The sequence below is a fragment of the Maricaulis virginensis genome (assembly GCF_027922185.1).
GTDB classification, from domain to species: domain Bacteria; phylum Pseudomonadota; class Alphaproteobacteria; order Caulobacterales; family Maricaulaceae; genus Maricaulis; species Maricaulis virginensis.
In genome coordinates this window covers 218,436-233,067 of the sequence record NZ_BSFE01000004.1, presented here as the reverse complement: position 1 = coordinate 233,067, position 14,632 = coordinate 218,436, and the positions used below count along the sequence as shown (strand labels likewise).

Here is a 14,632-nt window from a genome sequence, read left to right as displayed (position 1 = left end):
CGTCCGGCCGAAGGCCTGACGCTCCGGTGCCGTTCGCATGTGCGGGCGGCTCCGCTCCGTGGAGGCCAACCGGAAAAGGAAAAATCGATGGCTCTCCCTGAATTCAGCATGCGCCAGCTGCTCGAAGCCGGCTGTCACTTCGGTCACCAGACCCACCGCTGGAACCCGAAGATGAAGGACTTCATCTTTGGCGAACGGTCCAACATCCACATTATCGACCTGTCCCAGTCCGTCCCGCTGCTTCACCAGGCCCTGGTGAAGGTGCGCGAAACGGCGGCCAAGGGCGGTCGCGTCCTCTTCGTCGGCACGAAGCGCCAGGCCCAGGAACCCCTGGCCCAGGCTGCGTCGCGCTGCGCCCAGTACTACATGAACCAGCGCTGGCTCGGCGGTACGCTGACCAACTGGCGCACCATCTCCAACTCGATCGCCCGTCTGCGCGAGCTGGAAACGATGTTCGAAGGTGAGGGCGGCCTGGCCGGCCTGACCAAGAAGGAACAGCTGATGCTGACCCGTGAGCGCGAGAAGCTCGACCGGTCGCTCGGCGGCATCAAGGACATGGGCGGCACGCCGGACCTGATGTTCGTGATCGACACGAACAAGGAAGCCATCGCCATCCAGGAAGCCAAGAAGCTGGGCATTCCGGTGATCGCCGTGGTCGACACGAATTGCGACCCGGATCCGATCGACTTCCCGATCCCGGGCAATGACGACGCCTCGCGCGCGATCGCCCTGTACTGCGACCTGATCGCTGACGCTGTGCTGGACGGCATGGCCGACAGCCAGATGGCCATGGGCATGGATCTGGGCGAAGCCGAAGCACCGGTCGAGACGCTGGTCGAGGAAACTGCCGCCGAAGAGACCGCTGCCACGGAAGCCGAAGCCGCGAAGGGCGACGAGGCTGCCACGGAAACGTCGTCTGAATCTGACAAGACCGAAGCGTAAGCTTCGATTTCACGAGCGATAATCCAGGAGATACCGATGGCCGCGATTACTGCTGCTCTCGTCAAGGAACTGCGCGAAAAGACCGGCGTAGGCATGATGGACTGCAAGAAGGCGCTGAACGAGACCGATGGCGACTTCGAAGCCGCCGTTGACTGGCTGCGCAAGAAGGGCCTGTCCAAGGCTGCCAAGAAGGCTGACCGTGTTGCTGCCGAAGGCCTCGTTGCCGTGGCAACCGAAGGCGGCCAGGGTGCCGTCGTCGAGGTGAACTCGGAAACCGACTTCGTCGCCCGGAACGAGAAGTTCCAGTCGGCGGTGAAGGAAATCGCCGCGCTCGCGATCGGCACGTCCGGTGATGTGGACACCCTGAAGGCCGCCAAGCTCGCTTCCGGCGACACCGTCGAGGACAAGCTGACCAACCTGATCGCCACGATCGGCGAGAACATGGCGCTGCGCCGCGCCGCCGTCGTGACGGCCGAGCCGGGCGTGGTCGCCAGCTATGTCCACAATCCGGCTGCGGACGACATGGGCGCCATCGGCGTCCTGGTCGGGCTGAAGTCGGGCGGCGATGCCGCCAAGCTGGCCGATCTTGGCCGCAAGATCGCGATGCACGTCGCGGCCGGTTCGCCGGCTGTGGCCGTCTCCGTCGATGTCGACGGCGTCGACTCGGCCCTGGCGGACAAGGAACGCGAAGTGTTCGCCGACCAGGCCCGCCAGTCCGGCAAGCCGGAAAACATCATCGAGAAGATGGTGGAAGGCCGCATGCGCAAGTTCTACGAGGAAGTCGTGCTCTTGAAGCAGGCTTTCGTCATGGACCCGGACCGCACCATCGAGCAGGTGCTGGCCGATGCCTCCAAGGAACTGGGCACGCCGGTCGAGATCTCCGGCTTCGCGCGCATGGCGCTGGGCGAAGGCGTCGAGAAGAAGTCCGAAGACTTCGCCGCCGAGGTCGCTGCGGCGACCGGCCAGTCCTGATCGTACTGAAAGCGGTGGCGCTTTAAAGCGCCGCCGCTTTCTATATGCTGCACGCCGTGACTGATTCATCTGTATCCGGGCCGGTTTCAGGCCAAGAGAACCCGCCGCAATTCCGGCGGGTTCTGCTCAAGATTTCCGGCGAAGCCCTGATGGGCGACCAGAACTACGGGATCGATATGCCGATGGCAGATCGCATCGCGTCCGAGGTCGCCGAGGCCGTGCGTGCCGGTACCGAAATCTGCCTGGTGATCGGCGGCGGGAATATCTTCCGCGGGCTCTCCGGTGCCGCCAAGGGCATGGACCGGGCCGCGGCCGACTATATGGGCATGCTGGCCACCGTCATGAATGCGCTGGCCATGCAGACCGCGCTGGAACGCATCGGTGTCCAGACGCGTGTCCAGTCTGCCATTCCCATGACGACAGTGTGCGAGCCCTATATCCGGCGCCGCGCCATCCGCCATATGGAAAAGGGCCGGGTGGTGATCTTCGCCGCCGGCACGGGCAATCCCTTTTTCACCACCGATACGGCTGCCGCCCTGCGTGCGGCCGAGATGGGCTGCGACGCGCTGCTCAAGGGCACGCAGGTCGACGGTGTCTATTCCGACGATCCACGCAAGAACCCGGACGCGGAACGCTATGATCAGCTCGACTATCTCGACGTGCTGACCCGCGATCTCAAGGTGATGGACGCCTCGGCGGTGACGCTGATGCGGGAAAATGCCATTCCGATCGTCGTGTTCAGCATTCACGAGAAGGGCGGTCTGGCCCGCGTCCTGGCCGGCCAGGGCGTGTGCACCATGATCGGCAAGCCGCGGCCCGCCCCGTCAGCTGGCAAATAACAGGAAAGAGCAAGCCATGAGCGACGATATCGATTTCGACGAAGCCGACCTCAAGCGGCGCATGGACGGGGCGATCGAGGCCCTGCGCAAGGAATTCGGCGGTTTGCGCACCGGCCGCGCCAGCGCCGGCCTGCTCGATCCGATCAAGGTCGAGGCCTATGGCACGCCGACCCCGATCAACCAGGTCGCAACGGTCTCGGTTCCCGAACCGCGCATGATTTCGGTCCAGGTGTGGGACCGGACCATGGTCGCTGCCGTGGACAAGGCGATCCGCAATTCCGGTATCGGCCTGAACCCGGTGATGGAAGGCCAGTTGCTGCGTATTCCGATCCCGCCGCTCAATGAGGAGCGCCGCGCCGAGATCGCCAAGCTGGCCGGCACCTATGCCGAGCACGCCCGCGTCGCCGTGCGCAATGTGCGCCGCGACGGTATGGATGCGCTCAAGAAGATGGAAAAGGATGGCGTGCTGTCCGAGGACGAGCACAAATCCTTCGCCGAGGACGTGCAGAAACTGACGGACGATGCGATCAAGCGGATCGATGAGAGCCTGAAGACCAAGCAAGAAGAGATCATGCAGGTCTGATCCCCCGCTTGCGGAGCGAACCCATGACCGACGACGCTTCCGCTTCCCGGCCGGGGCCCGCCCATGTGGCGATCATCATGGACGGCAATGGCCGCTGGGCGAAATCCCGCGGCCGGCCGCGCGCCTTCGGGCACCGGCGCGGCGTCGAGACCGTGCGCAAGGCGGTCGAGACCGCCGGCGATCTCGGCGTGCGCTATCTGACATTGTTCTCTTTCTCGACGGAAAACTGGAACCGTCCGGCCGATGAGGTCGGGGCGCTGTTCCAGCTGATGAAGACCTATGTCGAGGCCGATCTCGAACAGCTTGCCGCGCGCGGCGTGCGGATCCGCATCATCGGCCGGCGCGACAATCTGGGCGAGGACATCAAGGCGATCATCGAACGGGCCGAGACGCAGACCGCCGCAAACGACCGGTTTCACCTCACCATCGCCTTCAATTACGGCGGACGGGACGAGCTGGTGCGTGCCGCGCAGACGCTCGCCCGGGCCGCGCGGGACGGCGAGATCGATCCTGACACCATCGACAATGCAGCCTTCGAGCAGGCCCTCGACACGCATGGCCTGCCCGATGTCGATCTTTTGATCCGCACCAGCGGGGAAGAGCGCATTTCCAACTTCCTGCTGTGGCAGCTGGCCTATGCGGAACTCCTCTTCCTCGATGTGCTGTGGCCGGACTTCTCGGCACAGCATTTCGCCGAGGCGGTCGATGCCTTCAAGCAGCGCAGCCGGCGCTATGGTGGGCTCGATGCCGGCGCGGCGTGACCCGGTCTTCCGGCGCCGTCTGATCTCGGCGCTGCTGCTGGGGCCGCTGGCGCTGGTCCTGTTGTGGATGGGCGGGCTGGTCTTTACCGCCTGGGTGGCCGCCTTCGCTGCGGCCATGGCCTGGGAATGGATCCAGATGTCGGACCCCAAGGCGCCGCCGGTGGCCTATGCCATTGCCTGTGCCACCGCCTCCGGGGCGGTCCTGCTGGCTGGCGAGACCTCGACCCAGGATGCGCTGTTCTGGGGCGCCGCCGGAACGCTGGCGGCCGGTATCGAGCGCTGGCGGCGCGGCTGGTCGATCGAGGTGCTGGGCGTGCTCTACGTGTCGCTGGCTGCGGGATTGCTCGCTTCCATGCGCGCCGAAGCCGAGCATGGCCTGCCGATGGTGGTGCTGCTGTTTGCCATCGTTTGGGCTGCGGACAGTCTGGCGTATATTGCCGGAACCTGGCTGGGCGGTCCGAAACTCGTGCCCCAGGCCAGTCCCAACAAGACCTGGTCCGGCTTCATTGCCGGGCTTGCCGCCGGAACCGCTGCGGGCGTGGCCGCCGGCGCGGTCTTCGATCTCAACCTGCCGGTGGTGGCCGTTTTTGCGGCGGTCGTCGCCGTCGCATCCGTGCTGGGCGATCTGGCGATGTCCCTGTTCAAGCGCAGTTTCAACGTCAAGGATTCCGGAACGCTGATTCCGGGCCATGGCGGCGTGCTGGATCGTGTCGATGCGCTGATGCTGGCGGTGATCACCGCCGTGCTGTTCCAGCGTGTGATCCCGCTGGGCTGGGGAATGTCATGACCGCGCCCCGCCGTATCAGCGTTCTGGGCGCTACCGGCTCGGTCGGACTGGCCACGCTCGACCTGGTCGCCCGGGCGGCGCCGGGGACGTTTGACGTGGTCGCGCTGACCGCGCGGACCAATGCCGTGGAGCTGGCCCGGCAGGCGATCCGGCACCGGGCCTCGCATGTCGCGATTGCCGACCCCGCCGCCGCGCCGGAATTGCGCGAGGCCCTGGCCGGTCATCCCGGCATCTCCATCGGTGTCGGCGAGGATGCGGTGTGCGAGGCGGCTGCAGTGCCGGCCGACTGGACGATGGCGGCCATTGTCGGCGCGGCGGGGCTGCGGCCGACGCTGGAAGCCGTCCGCCAGGGCGCCGCGCTGGCCTTTGCCAACAAGGAATGCCTGGTCTGCGCCGGGCCGCTCTTCATGCAGGAAGCGGCGCGCTGCGGCGCGACGCTGCTGCCGGTGGACAGCGAGCACAATGCCGTCTTCCAGGTCTTCAACGCGGCGCACAGGTCTGCGATCCGCTCGATCACGCTCACAGCGTCGGGCGGGCCGTTCCGCACCTGGCCGCTCGAACGCATGGCGGCCGCCAGCCGCACCGACGCACTGACCCATCCGACCTGGTCGATGGGGGCCAAGATCACCATCGACAGCGCGTCGATGATGAACAAGGGGCTGGAGATCATCGAGGCCTGCTGGCTGTTCGATCTGCCGCCGGAACAGGTCGAGGTGGTGGTACATCCCCAGTCCATCGTGCACGGCCTTGTCGAATATGCCGATGGCAGCCTGCTGGCCCAGCTGGGCTCGCCGGACATGCGCACGCCGATCGCCAGTGCGCTGGCCTGGCCGGAGCGCATGGAGGCGCCGGTCGAGCGTCTCAGACTGGACCAGATCGCGCGGCTGGAGTTCGAGGCACCCGATCCTGTGCGGTTTCCGGCCATCCGTCTGGCCCGCGATGCGATCCGGGCAGGGGGGATTGCCCCCGCCGTGCTGAACGCCGCGAATGAAATTGCAGTCGAGGCTTTCCTGGCCGGGCGGATCGGCTTCCTTGACATCACGGCGAGTGTTGAAGAGGTTCTGGCGCTCGCCCAGGCGGATGCGGACATGCCGCGCGCGCTTGCAGCCTTCGAGGATGTGTTCGCCATCGACCGGCGGGCCCGCGAGCTGGCACGCGACTTGATTGGTGGCCTGTCAGTGGAAACGAGATCACGGAACACGATGTCATGAGCCTGATCGGCACCGGCTTTCTCACGATTTTCTCATTCGTCTTCCTGATCTCGATCGTCGTCGTGATCCACGAGCTTGGCCACTACTGGGCCGGCCGCGTGTGCGGCGTGCATGCCGAGGCCTTTTCCATGGGGTTCGGCCCGACAATCGCCTCCTGGCGCGACAAGCGCGGCACGGTCTGGCGCATCGCGGCCTTTCCCCTTGGCGGATATGTGAAATTTCTCGGCGATGCCGGCGCGGCCAGTGAGCCTGACGCTGAAAAGCTCGAGGAAATCCGTAAGCGCATGGGGCCGGATGCCGAGCGCTGCTATCACTTCAAACCGATCTGGCAGCGCGCTTTCGTGACGGCGGCCGGACCGATCGCGAACTTCATCCTGGCCATCTTCATCTTCGCCAGCCTTGCCCTGGCGCTGGGTGGCCCGCCCTACCAGCCGCCGGTCGTCGGCACCGTCGCCGAGGACAGCGCCGCCGCAGAAGCCGGCTTCCAGGCCGGTGACCGCATTGTCGCGATCAACGGTACCGGCATCGATTCCTTCGACGACATCGTGACGGAAGTCGTCTGGCGGCCGGGCGAGGAGATGCGCTTCGATATCGAACGCGCCGGCGAGATGATGGTGCTGCGGGCGGCGCCACGGGCCACCGAGGTCGAGGACCGGTTCGGCGGCACGCGCACACTCGGGCGGATCGGCCTGGGCTCGGTCATGACGCCGCCGCTGCGCGACAGCTACAACCCCGTTACCGCCATCGGCTACGGTATCGACCGCACCTGGACGGCGGTGTCGATGACGGCGCGCTATGTGGTCCGCGTCATCACGGGCCGGGTCTCGCCGGAACTGCTCAACGGCCCGGTGGGAATCGCAACGGCGGCCGGCCAGACCGCCGTGACCAGCGTCGAAGCGGGCGGAAATGCCGGCGAAAGCACTTTCTTGCTGCTTGTTAATCTCGTGCATCTGGCAGGCTTCCTGTCGGTTGGACTGGGTTTGGTGAATCTTCTACCGATCCCCATCCTCGACGGCGGCCATCTGGTGTATTACGCCTATGAGGCGGTTGCCCGGCGTCCGCTGAGCATGAAAGCGCAGGCCATCGGATTCCGGGTGGGACTTGCACTTGTGCTCGGTATGATGCTTGTAGCGACCTGGAATGACCTGAATTACCTGCTCGGGCAGATTTTCTGACCGGGCCCAGCAAGCGGCGATCTTCCATGGCGAGTGTTCTGCGTATTCTCTTCGCAGCCCTTTTGACTGTGACATTGCCGGCCATCGCGCCGGCCCAGCAATCCGGTGTGGAAGAGACTCCGCAAACGGCCCCCGAAGCCGAGGCCCGGCCGGTGATCCGGCAGATCCTGGTTGAGGGCAATCAACGGGTCGAAGCCGATACCGTCCTGTCCTACCTGCTGCTCCAGCCGGGCCAGGTTTACGATACCCGCCTGGTCAACCTGTCGATCCAGACACTGTTTGCGACCGGCCTGTTTTCCGATGTGCAGTTCGAGGACCGCGGCGAGCAGGTCATCGTTCGCGTCCAGGAAAACCCGATCATCAACCGGGTGATCCTCGAGGGCAACAGCGCCATCGACGACGAAAAGATCACCGACGAGATCGAGGCCCAGCCGCGCGCGATCTTCACGCGGGCGCGGGTCCAGTCGGACGTCCAGCGCATCATCGAGGTCTATCGCCGGTCGGGCCGTTTTGCGGCCTCCGTGACCCCGAAGATCGTCGAGCAGCCGCAGAACCGCGTCGACCTGATCTTCGAGATTTCCGAAGGCCCGGTGACCGGCGTGCGCCGCATCAACTTCATCGGCAATGAAAGCTTCTCCGACCGCCGTCTGCGCCGCGAGCTGGTGACGCGCGAATCGCGCTGGTGGCGGTTCTTCTCGTCGAACGACAATTACGATCCGGATCGTCTGGAATACGACCAGGAATTGCTGCGCCAGTTCTACATGAACCAGGGCTATGCCAATTTCCGCGTTCTCTCCGCCGTCGCCGAGCTGACGCCGGACCAGGAAAGCTTCTACATCACGATCACGATCGACGAGGGCGAGATCTTCAACTTCGGTGAAGTCACCGTGTCGACCGAGATCGAGGATCTCAACGAGGAATTCCTCGCCGCGACCCTGCCGATCCGGGAAGGCGATCTCTATCGCGGCGAACTGATCGAGAGCGGCATCGACCAGCTGACCTTTGCTGCCGGTGCCGCAGGCTATGCCTTCGTCAATATTTCGCCGCGCACGACGCGCAATCGCGAAGACCGGACCGTCGATATCGAGTTCGTGATCGATGAGGGCCCGCGCGTCTATATCGAGCGCATCGACATTGTCGGGAATACCCGGACGCTGGACCGCGTGATCCGCCGCGAGCTGGACATTGTCGAGGGCGACGCCTTCAACCAGGTCCTGATCGACCGGTCGCGCAACAATGTGCGGCGCCTGGGTTTCTTCGAGGAAGTCGAAGTCAACGAGACGCCGGGCTCCGCGCCGGACCGGGCGCGTGTCCAGGTGGCCGTGACCGAGCAGCCGACCGGCGAACTGGCCTTCGGCGCCGGCTTCTCCTCGACGGATGCCTTCCTGGTCGACTTGTCGATCTCGGAGCGGAACCTGCGCGGCCGCGGGCAGTTCCTGCGCTTCCGCATCTCCGCCAGCTCGAACCGCGAATCGATCGATATCCGCTTTACCGAGCCGCGCTTCCTGGACCGCAATCTGGCCGCCGGCTTCGACCTGTTCCGCGTCAATTCGGACTTCCTGTCGGAAGCCTCCTTCCAGACCGAATCGACGGGCGCCAGCGTGCGTCTCGGCTTCCCGGTATCGGCCTCGACCAACCTGCAGCTGGGTTACACACTGCGGACCGACAATGTGCTGGTCTATTCGTCCGCCTCGCAGGCCCTGCTCAACCAGGCCGGCGAGCGTACGACGTCGGTGCTCACCTATACGCTCAACTGGTCGCGCCTGAATGACCCGATCGAGCCGAGCCGCGGCTACCGTCTGCAGTTCTCGCAGGGCTTTGCCGGTATTGGCGGGGATGTCCGCTATGTCCGGTCTGAAATCGAGGGTGCCATCTACCGGCCGGTCCTCCCGCGCCTGTTCGACAACAACATCGTCGCAAGCTTCACGATGAATGGTGGTTTCGTTCAGCCGTGGGGCGGGGATACCGTCCGCATCAATGACCGCTTCTTCAAGGGCGGCAATTCGTTCCGGGGCTTCGAAGTGGCCGGTATCGGTCCGCGCATCGTGACCCGGAACGCAGAGACGGGCGAGCTAACCCGGGGCGACGCCCTGGGCGGCCGCCTGTACGCAGTCGGGGCGTTCGAGGTGTCCTTCCCGACCGGGTTGCCGGAGCAGTACGGGGTCCGCGCCAGTGTCTTCACCGAGTTCGGTACACTGGGGCTCCTGGATACTCCCGACCAGATCGACGAAGGGGCCGCCGGGACAGCTTTCACGATCGACGACATGGCCCTGCGGGCCTCCGCCGGCGTGAGCATCTTCTGGGATTCACCTTTCGGACCGGTGCGGTTTGACTTTGCCGAGGCCTTCATTCGCGAGGACTACGACAGAGCCGAATTCTTCCGGTTCAGCACGAGAACAGGGTTCTAAAGTTATGAAGTTTATCAAGTCTCTCCTTCTTCTTCCGGTGATGATCGCCGGGCTGGCCGCGCCGGTGCTGGCGCAACAGCCCAACATCGCGGTCATGAACGAGGAACGTGTCCTGCGCGAAAGCGCTGCCGGCCAGCACATCCAGGCCCGCATGCAGGAAATCGCGCGGGAAATCGACGCCGAGCTGACCGCGATGGGCCAGCCGATCCAGCAGGAGACCGAGCGTCTGAACGCGGAAACCGCGTCCATGACGCCGCAGGCCATCCAGCAGCGCCCGGACCTGATGCAGCGCATCGAAGCGCTGAACCAGCAGGCCCAGCAATTCGAACTGGCCCGCCGCGCGCGCCAGCAGGAAATCGTCCAGACTGAGCGTCAGGCGATGCGTCCGATCTATGACGCTCTGGGTCCGATCCTGGAAGCCGTCGTGGCGGAACGCGATATCGACATCCTGGTCGATCGCGCCAACCTCGTCTTCGCGTCGCCGGACGTCGACATTTCTGCCGATGTGATCAGCCGCCTCAACACTCAGGTGCCGACCGTTACCGTGACGCGCGTGCGCGTCTCCCAGGAAGCGGCGGCTGGGGCTGGCCAGCAGCAGCAATAAGACGGCACGGACCATGGCCGATCCGCGTTTTTTCGACGGACTTGGACCGCTGACGCTCAACGAGATCGCCGCACTTTCGGGTGCGGCGATTTCCGATTCTGCGTCCGGGAATGACACCGTGTGCGAGGTCGCACCGATCAGCGAGGCCCGGGCCGGACGGCTGTGCTATCTGGAAAACGGCCGTCTTCTGAAGGCCCATCCGGACATCCGCCTCGACAGCGTGGTGATCCTGGCGCCGGAAAGCCTGGCCGGGGCCCTGGCAGAGCGCGGCGCCAAAGTGCTGGTGCATCCGCAGCCGCGAGCCGCTTTCGGGCGCGCGGTGGCCGGATTGTTCCGGCCGCGCGAACTGTCGGCAGAGCATGCCATCGACCCGTCGGCCCGCATTGCGCCCGGCGTCCGGCTGGGCGTGGGGGTGGTAATCGGCGCCGACGCGGAGATCGGCGAGAAGGTCATGATCGGGCCGGGCAGCGTGATCGCGCCCGGCTGCCGCATCGGTGCGGGCAGCCGTATCGGTCCCCGTGTGGTCATCCAGTGCGCAGACCTGGGCGAAAACTGCAACATTCTTTCGGGAGCCGTGATTGGCGAGGCCGGCTTCGGTGCCGCAGTATCCGATGAGGGTCTCGTTGACATGCCGCATCTGGGCACGGTCGAGATCGCGGCGTCGGTAACCATCGGTGCCAACAGCTGTGTCGACCGGGGGCTGTTCGGTCCGACGCGGATCGGGGAGGGCACCAAGATCGATAATCTCTGCCATATCGGTCACAACTGCCAGGTGGGCCGCAATGTCGCCATGGCGGCCTTTGCCGGTGTGTCGGGCAGCTGCGTGATCGAGGATGACGTGATGTTCGGCGGCCGGGTCGGCCTGCAGGACCACATCACCGTGGGCAAGGGTGCACGCATCGGCGGCAATTCGGCCCTCGCGGAAAGCGTGCCGGCCGGCGAAACCTGGATGGGCGATCCCGCCCAGCCGCTGCGCCAGTATCTGCGCCAGGTCTCCGAAGTGCGCCGCCTGGCCCGGCGCGACACAAGAACACCCAAAAAGAAGGACTGACCGGCGTGTCCGACCGGATTGAACACAACGAAATCCTCAAACTCCTGCCACACCGCTACCCCTTTCTCCTCATCGACGCTGCCGAGGATTACCGGGCCGGCGAGTCGATCGTGGGACTGAAGGCCGTGACGGCGAACGAGCCCTTCTTTCCGGGCCATTTCCCCGGCAATCCGGTGATGCCCGGCGTGCTGATGATCGAGGCCATGGCCCAGGCCGGTGCCGTGCTGATGTACAAGACGCTGAAGGCCGCGCCCGATTCTGCGACGGTCTATTTCATGGGCGCTGACAAGGTGCGGTTCCGCTCGCCGGTCCGTCCCGGGATGATGCTGCGCATGCCGGTGTCGGTGACCGCAGCACGCCACGGCGTCTTCAAGTTCAGGGGCGAGGTCTTTGCCAACGGCGTGCGTGCCGTGCAGGCGGAGTTCTCTGCCAAGGCGGTGGAACACTGATGAGCGCGATCATTCATCCCACAGCGATTGTCGACCCGGCCGCCCAGCTGGGCGAGGGCGTCGAGATCGGTCCCTTCTCGATCATCGGTCCGAAAGTGAAGCTGGGCGATCGTGTGCGGCTGATGTCGCATGTCACGATTGCCGGCAATACGACGCTGGGCGAGGACTGCGTGCTCTATCCGGGCGTCCATCTCGGCCATCCGCCGCAGGACTTCAAATACCAGGGCGAGGATACGCGGCTCATCATCGGCAAGCGCAATATCCTGCGCGAGAATGTCACCATGCATCCCGGCACCACATTCGCGCGCAGCCAGACGGTTGTGGGCGATGACGGCTATTTCATGGTCGGCTCGCACGTTGCGCATGACTGCATCGTCGGCGACCGGGTGGTGTTTGCCAATTGTGCGGCCATCGGCGGCGAAACGACAGTGGCCGATCACGTGATCCTGGGCGGCTATGCCGGCATTCACCAGAAGAGCCGGATCGGCCGCCATGCCTTTGTCGGCGCCATGGCCATGGTGACGGCGGATGTCATCCCCTACGGTTCGGTGATCGGCAATCACGCCCACCTGGCGGGGCTGAACGTGGTCGGGCTGAAGCGCCGCGGCATGCCGCGCGAGACGCTGCGCGATCTGCGGGCTGCCTATCGCCTGCTGTTTGCCCAGGAAGGCACGTTCGAGGAACGGGTCGACGACGTTGCGCACATCTATCGCGACAATGCGCCGGTGATGGAGATCATCGGCTTCATTCGCGAAGACGCAAAACGCTCCGTCTGCATGCCTCATGACTGACACGCAGAGCGCGGCATCCTGGACCCGTCTCGGCCTGATCGCCGGCGGCGGCGGGCTGCCGCGTGAAATCCTCAATGCGCTCGATCCGCAGTCGGTCCTGGTGATCCGGCTGAAAGGCTTTGCCGACGATCCCTTCGACGATATCGGACATGTCGAGCATTCGGTCGGCGAGATCGGGGCGATCACGCGGTCGCTCAAATCGGCCGGATGCGATGCCGTGTGCTTTGCCGGCTATGTCACACGGCCCGACTTCAAGGCGCTGCGCCTGGACGGGGCCGGGCTGAAACTTCTGCCGCGTGTCCTGGCCGCCGGCCGCAAGGGCGATGATGCGATCCTGCGCGTGGTGGTCGAGGCGTTCGAGCGCGAAGGCCTGACCGTTGTCGGTGCCGACAGCCTTCTCACCCGGAACCGCCTGGAGGCGGGACGTCTGGGGCAGGTCTCACCGGATGCCAATGCTCAAGCCGATGCCGACAAGGCCATGCATGTGGCTGCCGAGATCGGCCGGCTGGATATCGGTCAGGGCGCCGTCGTTGCAGACGGGCTGGTCCTGGCCGTCGAGGCCCAGGAAGGCACCAATGCCATGCTGGAACGCGTTGCAGGGCTGCCGGCACCGTTGCGCGGATCCCCGGACAATCGCCGCGGCGTACTCGCCAAGCGGCCCAAACCGATCCAGGAGCGCCGGATCGACATGCCGGTCGTCGGGGTCGACACGGTGCGCCTGTGCGATGCGGCGGGTCTGGCCGGGATTGTGCTGGAGGCAGGCGGTGCGCTGGTGGTGGACCGCGAGGCGGTGATCCGCGAACTCGATGCGCGCGGCCTCTTCCTGGTGGTGAGGGACGCGGAAGCATGACCGGCACGCCGCTCATCTATGTCGTCGCGGCCGAACGCTCCGGCGATCTTCTGGGCGCCGCCCTGATGCGCTCTCTTCAGGCGAAAACCGGTGGCGAGATCCGCTTTGCCGGCATTGGCGGCCGCGCCATGGCCGAGGAAGGCGTGAGCTCGGCGATCGATATCTCCGACCTCGCCATTTTCGGCTGGATCGACGGGCTGATGGCCTACAAGCGCGTGAAGGCGGCCGTGGCGGCCAGTGTCGAGGACATCCTGCGGGTCAAGCCCGACGCCGTCGTCCTGATCGACAGCTGGGGTTATACGCTGCGCGTGGCCCGGGGCGTGCGGCAGGCCGACCCGTCTATCCGGCTGATCAAATATGTCGGCCCGCAGGTCTTCGCCACGCGGCCTGGCCGGGCGGCTACTTTGGCGGCGACGGTCGACCGGCTGCTGACGATTCTCGATTTCGATGCGCCCTATTACGAGGCCCACGGCCTGCCGGTGACCTTTGTCGGCAATCCCACGCTGGAACGCCTTGAAGCGGGCGATGGCGCGGCCTTCCGGGCCCGGCACGCCATACCGGCCGGCGCGCCGGTGCTGACTGTGCTGTTCGGCAGCCGGACATCGGAGATCAGGCGCATGTTCGGGCCGTTTGCCCGGGCGGTCGCACGGCTGCGGCAGCGCGATCCCGGACTGTCGATCGTCATTCCCATCGCGGATCCGGTCGAGGCCGATCTGCGGGCCCGTCTGAAGACCGAGCCCTGTTTCGGCGGGGCCGTTCTGGTCGAGGAGGCCGAGAAGGCCGACGCCTTTGCCGCGGCGGACGCGGCGCTGGCCTGTTCCGGTACGGTGGTGACCGAGCTGGCGACCGCCGGTGTGCCCACCGTGACGAGCTATCGGCTCGGCTGGATCACCTGGGCGCTGGCCCGGGCCTTCAACCTGATGAAGGCGAAATATATCAGCCTGGTAAATATCTCGGCGGATGCGGAACTTGTGCCCGAACTCGTCCAGACCCGCGCCACCGGCGCCAATCTGGCCGAGGCCGTCGGCGCCCTGATGGACGATGCCGGACGCCGGGAAACGCTGTCGCGCAAACTCATCGAGACGACCGCGCGGATGCGCGGGGACGGCAAGGCCAGCGACCGGGCCGCCGATGCGGTGCTCGAGACGCTGGACGGGGCCACCGGACAATAAAAAAAAGGCCGCTCCGGAGAGCGGCCTTTTTATGTCT

Annotated in this window: 15 protein-coding genes; all 15 read left to right on the top strand. The window is 65.5% G+C overall.

The window, feature by feature from the left end; translation table 11 throughout:
• Window positions 1-87: 87 nt before the first annotated feature.
• The 15 genes from rpsB to lpxB are packed head-to-tail and all read left to right on the top strand — an operon-like array spanning window position 88 to window position 14,595.
• Window positions 88-942, top strand: a complete 855-nt coding sequence (gene rpsB / locus PKE71_RS09515; protein ID WP_271186732.1) for a 30S ribosomal protein S2 — start codon at window positions 88-90, stop codon at window positions 940-942.
• 36 nt (window positions 943-978) lie between these two features.
• On the top strand, window positions 979-1,914 hold the full coding sequence (tsf, locus tag PKE71_RS09510; protein WP_271186731.1) for a translation elongation factor Ts: 936 nt from the start codon (window positions 979-981) through the stop codon (window positions 1,912-1,914).
• A gap of 44 nt (window positions 1,915-1,958) precedes the next feature.
• Window positions 1,959-2,753 (top strand): UMP kinase, encoded by a 795-nt coding sequence (pyrH, locus tag PKE71_RS09505; protein WP_373878806.1) that lies wholly within the window; start codon window positions 1,959-1,961, stop codon window positions 2,751-2,753.
• Between the two features lie 16 nt (window positions 2,754-2,769).
• Window positions 2,770-3,336 carry a ribosome recycling factor gene (frr, locus tag PKE71_RS09500; protein WP_271186729.1) on the top strand — a complete coding sequence of 189 codons (567 nt, stop codon included), beginning with the start codon at window positions 2,770-2,772 and terminating at the stop codon, window positions 3,334-3,336.
• A gap of 23 nt (window positions 3,337-3,359) precedes the next feature.
• Window positions 3,360-4,097, top strand: a complete 738-nt coding sequence (locus PKE71_RS09495; protein ID WP_271186728.1) for an isoprenyl transferase — start codon at window positions 3,360-3,362, stop codon at window positions 4,095-4,097.
• On the top strand, window positions 4,042-4,884 hold the full coding sequence (locus PKE71_RS09490; RefSeq protein WP_271186727.1) for a phosphatidate cytidylyltransferase: 843 nt from the start codon (window positions 4,042-4,044) through the stop codon (window positions 4,882-4,884). The genes PKE71_RS09495 and PKE71_RS09490 overlap by 56 nt, the downstream gene beginning before the upstream one ends.
• Window positions 4,881-6,095: a 1-deoxy-D-xylulose-5-phosphate reductoisomerase gene (dxr, locus tag PKE71_RS09485; RefSeq protein ID WP_271186726.1), complete on the top strand. Its 1,215-nt coding sequence runs from the start codon at window positions 4,881-4,883 to the stop codon at window positions 6,093-6,095. The genes PKE71_RS09490 and dxr overlap by 4 nt, the downstream gene beginning before the upstream one ends.
• Entirely contained in the window at window positions 6,092-7,270 is a 1,179-nt protein-coding gene (locus PKE71_RS09480) for a M50 family metallopeptidase (RefSeq protein WP_271186725.1), read from the top strand. The genes dxr and PKE71_RS09480 overlap by 4 nt, the downstream gene beginning before the upstream one ends.
• Before the next feature lie 26 nt (window positions 7,271-7,296).
• Window positions 7,297-9,678 carry an outer membrane protein assembly factor BamA gene (bamA, locus tag PKE71_RS09475; RefSeq protein ID WP_271186724.1) on the top strand — a complete coding sequence of 794 codons (2,382 nt, stop codon included), beginning with the start codon at window positions 7,297-7,299 and terminating at the stop codon, window positions 9,676-9,678.
• A 4-nt stretch (window positions 9,679-9,682) separates the two neighbouring features.
• Window positions 9,683-10,282, top strand: a complete 600-nt coding sequence (locus PKE71_RS09470; protein ID WP_271186723.1) for an OmpH family outer membrane protein — start codon at window positions 9,683-9,685, stop codon at window positions 10,280-10,282.
• Window positions 10,283-10,295: 13 nt separating this feature from the next.
• Window positions 10,296-11,333, top strand: a complete 1,038-nt coding sequence (gene lpxD / locus PKE71_RS09465) for a UDP-3-O-(3-hydroxymyristoyl)glucosamine N-acyltransferase (RefSeq protein ID WP_271186722.1) — start codon at window positions 10,296-10,298, stop codon at window positions 11,331-11,333.
• A gap of 5 nt (window positions 11,334-11,338) precedes the next feature.
• Window positions 11,339-11,782 carry a 3-hydroxyacyl-ACP dehydratase FabZ gene (gene fabZ / locus PKE71_RS09460; RefSeq protein ID WP_271186721.1) on the top strand — a complete coding sequence of 148 codons (444 nt, stop codon included), beginning with the start codon at window positions 11,339-11,341 and terminating at the stop codon, window positions 11,780-11,782.
• Window positions 11,782-12,573 carry an acyl-ACP--UDP-N-acetylglucosamine O-acyltransferase gene (lpxA, locus tag PKE71_RS09455; RefSeq protein ID WP_271186720.1) on the top strand — a complete coding sequence of 264 codons (792 nt, stop codon included), beginning with the start codon at window positions 11,782-11,784 and terminating at the stop codon, window positions 12,571-12,573. Before fabZ ends, lpxA begins: the two co-directional genes overlap by 1 nt.
• The gene (locus PKE71_RS09450) at window positions 12,566-13,423 is read left to right on the top strand and encodes an LpxI family protein (protein WP_271186719.1); all 858 of its coding nucleotides are present in this window, start codon (window positions 12,566-12,568) and stop codon (window positions 13,421-13,423) included. The genes lpxA and PKE71_RS09450 overlap by 8 nt, the downstream gene beginning before the upstream one ends.
• Window positions 13,420-14,595: a lipid-A-disaccharide synthase gene (gene lpxB, locus PKE71_RS09445; RefSeq protein ID WP_271186718.1), complete on the top strand. Its 1,176-nt coding sequence runs from the start codon at window positions 13,420-13,422 to the stop codon at window positions 14,593-14,595. Before PKE71_RS09450 ends, lpxB begins: the two co-directional genes overlap by 4 nt.
• The last annotated feature ends 37 nt before the right edge of the window (window positions 14,596-14,632 follow it).